The sequence below is a fragment of the Achromobacter sp. DMS1 genome (assembly GCF_001270295.1).
Genome location: NZ_LHSJ01000321.1, coordinates 1 through 4,257 on the forward strand (window position 1 = coordinate 1; position 4,257 = coordinate 4,257).

The 4,257-nt window shown below is 67.4% G+C and carries 1 protein-coding gene and 2 pseudogenes; 2 read left to right on the top strand and 1 reads right to left on the bottom strand.

Features of this window, described 5'->3' with window-relative positions:
• Positions 1–307 precede the first annotated feature (307 nt).
• Positions 308–2,934 (bottom strand): annotated as a pseudogene (locus AD428_RS23425) (DNA topoisomerase III).
• Positions 2,935–2,996: 62 nt separating this feature from the next.
• On the opposite strand from AD428_RS23425, the pseudogene AD428_RS29875 reads away from it, so the two are divergent.
• Positions 2,997–3,158, top strand: a pseudogene (locus tag AD428_RS29875) (DUF2157 domain-containing protein); the annotation flags it as partial.
• Positions 3,159–3,300: 142 nt separating this feature from the next.
• A partial coding sequence (locus AD428_RS23430) for a purine-cytosine permease family protein (RefSeq protein WP_053246747.1) occupies positions 3,301–4,257 on the top strand: 957 nt, incomplete at its 3' end.

Below are 4,257 nucleotides of genomic sequence, written 5' to 3' on the forward strand. Positions count from 1 at the left end.
TGCGCCCAGGCGGCGCGGCCGCCGCCCAGCAGGCTCGCGCCGGCCAATGCGCCGGCGGCGGCCAGCACGCGGCGGCGGGTGGAGAAATCAGGGCTCAAGCTCATGTCGTCCTCGGTCGTCGTTTGGGGATGCGGCGGTTTGCGGTAAACGATAACGCAGCGGCCGCATGCCGCCAACGAAAAACGCCCGGCGGACCGGGCGTCGGGGCAGTCTGCCCGCGGCGCGGACGCTTGCGAAAACGCGTCCGCGCCGCGGGCTACGAAGCCGCCTTTTTCGGACGCTTGCGAAAACGCGTCCGCGCCGCGGGCTACGAAGCCGCCTTTTTCGCGGCCTTCCTGGCGGGCGCTTTCTTGGCGGCGGTTTTTTTCGCGGGCGCGCCTTCTTGGCCGCAGTCTTGGCGGCCGTTTTGGCCGGCGTCTTGGCTGCGGTCTTGGCGGCGGTTTTCGACGCCGCCTTCTTGGCGGGCGCGCGGCCCGCCTTCTCGCCGCGCGGCTCGAACTCGAAGCCGATCTTGCCGTCGGGCTGGCGCACCAGGAACGCCTTGAACTTGCGGTTGGTGCGGCTGGAGACGAAGCCGTCGAGCAGGTCGGTGCGGCCTTCGGCCAGCAGCTTCTCCATTTGCGCGCGCGAGATCTCTTGCTGCAGGATGACCTTGCCCGAGCGGAAATCGCAGGTCTTGTTGGGGCCCACCGACTTCTCGCAGACGTAGCTCATGCCGTGCTCGAACACGCGGGCGTGGCACTTGGGGCAGGCGCCCACCGGCGTGTGGCCGGAGAAGTCCACTTCCTCGTTGTCTTCTTCGTCGTTCTGGCCGAAGTCGAACTCGAGCTTGTAGTCGTCGCTGATGCGCAGGATGGCGGCGAAGGGCCGGCCCATTTTGCTGATGAAGCCCTGCAGCGGGCCGATCTCGCGCTTGGCCAGCAGTTCTTCGACCTCGGGCAGCTCGAAGGTGCGGCCGCCCGGATGCTTGCCGATGGAGAAGTCGCAGTTCGTGCAGGCGTAGCGGCGGTAGTTCTCTTTCACGACCCCGCCGCACTTGGGGCAGGGCGTCTGCAGCGTGGCGTAGTCGCCGGGCACCGTGTCGCGCTCGTATTCCTTGGCGCGCTTGACGATGACCTGCGTCATCTGCGCGATTTCGCGCATGAAGGCCGCGCGGTCCAGCCCGCCCTGCTCGATCTGCTTGAGCTTGTGCTCCCATTCGCCCGTGAGCTCGGGCGAGGTGAGTTCGGCCACGTCCAGGCCCGACAGCAGCGTCATGAGCTGGCGCGCCTTGGCGGTGGGCACCAGTTCGCGCCCCTCGCGGCGCAGGTAGCCTTCGTTGAGCAGCCCTTCGATGATGGCCGCGCGCGTGGCCGGCGTGCCCAGCCCGCGCTCGGACATGGCCTCGCGCAGTTCCTCGTCGTCCACCAGCTTGCCCGCGCCTTCCATGGCCGACAGCAGCGTGGCTTCGGTGTAGCGCGCCGGCGGCTTGGTGGTCAGGCCGACGGCTTCCACTTCCTCGGTGCGCACGACCTCGCCATCCGCCACGGGCACCAGGTTGGCGTCCTCGCCCTGGGCTTCCTTGCCGTACACGGCCAGCCAGCCCGGCGCCACCAGCACCTTGCCGTCGGTGCGGAAGCGGTGGCCCTGCACTTCGGTGATGCGGGTGGTGACGCGATACTCGGCCGCGGGGAAGAAGACCGCCAGGAAGCGCTTGAGCACCAGGTCGTACAGCTTGCCCTCGGCTTCGCTCAGGTCGTGCGGGATCTGCAGCGTGGGAATGATGGCGAAGTGGTCCGACACCTTCTTGTTGTCGAAGATGCGGCGGTTGGGCTTGACCCAGTTCTCGCTCACCACCTTGCCCGCATGGCGGGCCAGCTCGCCCACCGCGTTCGAGCCGCCCGAGGCCAGCGCGCGCATGGTCTCCTTGACGGTGTTGAGGTAGTCCTCGGGCAGGTAGCGCGAATCGGTACGCGGATACGTCAGGGCCTTGTGGCGCTCGTAAAGGGTCTGCGCCAGCGCCAGCGTGGTCTTGGCGGAGAAGCCGAAGCGGCCGTTGGCCTCGCGCTGCAGCGAGGTCAGGTCGTACAGGGCCGGCGAGATCTGCGTGGAAGGCTTGGATTCCTCGGTGACGTGGCCGGGCTGGTCGCGGCAGGCGGCCACCACGCTTTGCGCGGCCGCCAGCGACCACAGGCGCGATTCGCGCTTTTCGGGGTCGCGCTCGTCTCTCTTGAAGTCGGGATCGATCCAGCGGCCTTCGTACAGGCCGGCGGCGGCCACGAAGCTGGCGCGCACTTCCCAGTAGTCGCGCGGCACGAAGCTGCGGATGCGCTCCTCGCGCTCGGCCACGATGGCCAGCGTGGGCGTCTGCACGCGGCCCACCGGCGTCTTGAAGAAGCCGCCGTCTTTGCTATTGAAGGCCGTCATGGCGCGCGTGCCGTTGATGCCCACCAGCCAGTCGGCCTCGGCGCGCGAGCGGGCGGCGGCTTCCAGCGGCTTGAGCTGGGCGTCGTCGCGCAGATTGGCGAACGCCTCGCGGATCGCGGCCTGGGTCATGGATTGCAGCCACAGGCGCTGGATGGGCTTTTTGACGCCCGCATACTGAATAATGTAGCGGAAGATCAGCTCGCCCTCGCGCCCCGCGTCACAGGCGTTGATGATGGAATCCACGTCCTTGCGCTTGGCCAGCCGCACCAGCAGCTTCAGGCGCTCCGCCGATTTCTTGTCCGTGGGGCCCAGCTCGAATTGGGGAGGAATCACGGGCAGGTGCGTGAAGCTCCATTTCCCCTTGACCGGGTCGTTGGGCGCCACCAGGCTCAGCAAATGGCCTATGCTGGACGCGAGGACGTAACGTTCGCTTTCAAAATAGTCGCCCTCCCGCGCGAAGCCTCCCAAGGCGCGTGATATATCAAGGGCCACCGAGGGCTTCTCGGCAATAATCAGCGTTTTATTCATGAGTATCCAGTGGCGGCAGACCCGCCTTAGTAGCGCGGATAATAAGATCGGAGTTTCACGACATGCAAGTCGGCACTGAACGGCAAGCGGGATCCGAACTGCACGCATGGCGCCAATTCATGGCCCGCAGCACGCTCTGGCTCGGCGTTTTGCTGCTGGGCAGCGCCGCCGTGTGCTGGGTGGCGGCCAACTGGCAGGACATGGGCAAGGCCATGCGTTTTGCGCCATGCCGACGCGGGCTACGACATCGCTCTCGAGTGCGCCCGCGAGCAGGGCCTGAACCTGCCCATGATCAACCGCAACCGCTGAGCCGGCCCGCCGGCCATCGAACCGAACAGGCGCGTCCAGGCGCGCGGGAGACACACTATGATTTCGGCAAGCGAAGCCGGCCCGGGCGAACTGGTCGAACGGCGTTCCATCGATTTCATCCCGGAAGCGGAACGCCATGGCAGCCTCTACAGCCAGTTCACGCTCTGGCTGGGGGCCAATCTGCAGATCACGGCCATCGTCACCGGGGCCCTGGCCGTGGTGCTGGGCGGCGACGTGTTCTGGTCGCTCATCGGCCTGCTCATCGGGCAACTGCTGGGCGGCGCCGTCATGGCGCTGCATGCGGCCCAGGGGCCCAGGCTGGGGCTGCCGCAGATGATCTCCAGCCGGGTGCAGTTCGGCGTCTATGGCGCGGCGATACCCATCGCGCTCGTCTGTGTCATGTACCTGGGGTTCACGGCCACCGGCATGGTGCTCTCGGGGCAGGCCATCGGGCAGCTGGTGGGCATGAGCGACAGCGTGGGCATCCTGGCGTTCGCCGCCGTCATCGTGGTGGCGGCCCAGCTGGGCTACCGTGTCATCCACATGGTGGGGCGGGTGGCCAGCGTGCTCGGCATCGTGGCCTTTGTCTACCTGTTCGCCCGCATCATGACGATCGGCGACGTGGGCGAGCTGCTGCGGATCCGGCGCTTCGAGTGGGCGTCGTTCCTGCTGGCGGTGTCGCTGGCCGCCTCGTGGCAGATCGCCTATGGCCCCTACGTGGCGGACTATTCCCGCTACCTGCCCAGCCGCACCTCGCCGGTGAAGACTTTCCTCGCCGTGGGCCTGGGCTCGGTGCTCGGCGCGCAGGCGGCCATGGTGCTGGGCGTGTTCGCCGCGGCCATGGCGGACGGCCGGTTCGCCGGCCGCGAGGTGGCCTATATCGTCGGGCTGGGCGGCACCGGCGCCACGGCGGCGCTCTTGTATTTCAGCGTGGCCTTTGGCAAGGTGACCATCTCCACGCTGAATTCCTACGGCAGCTTCATGTGCATCGCCACCATCATCAGCGGATTCCGC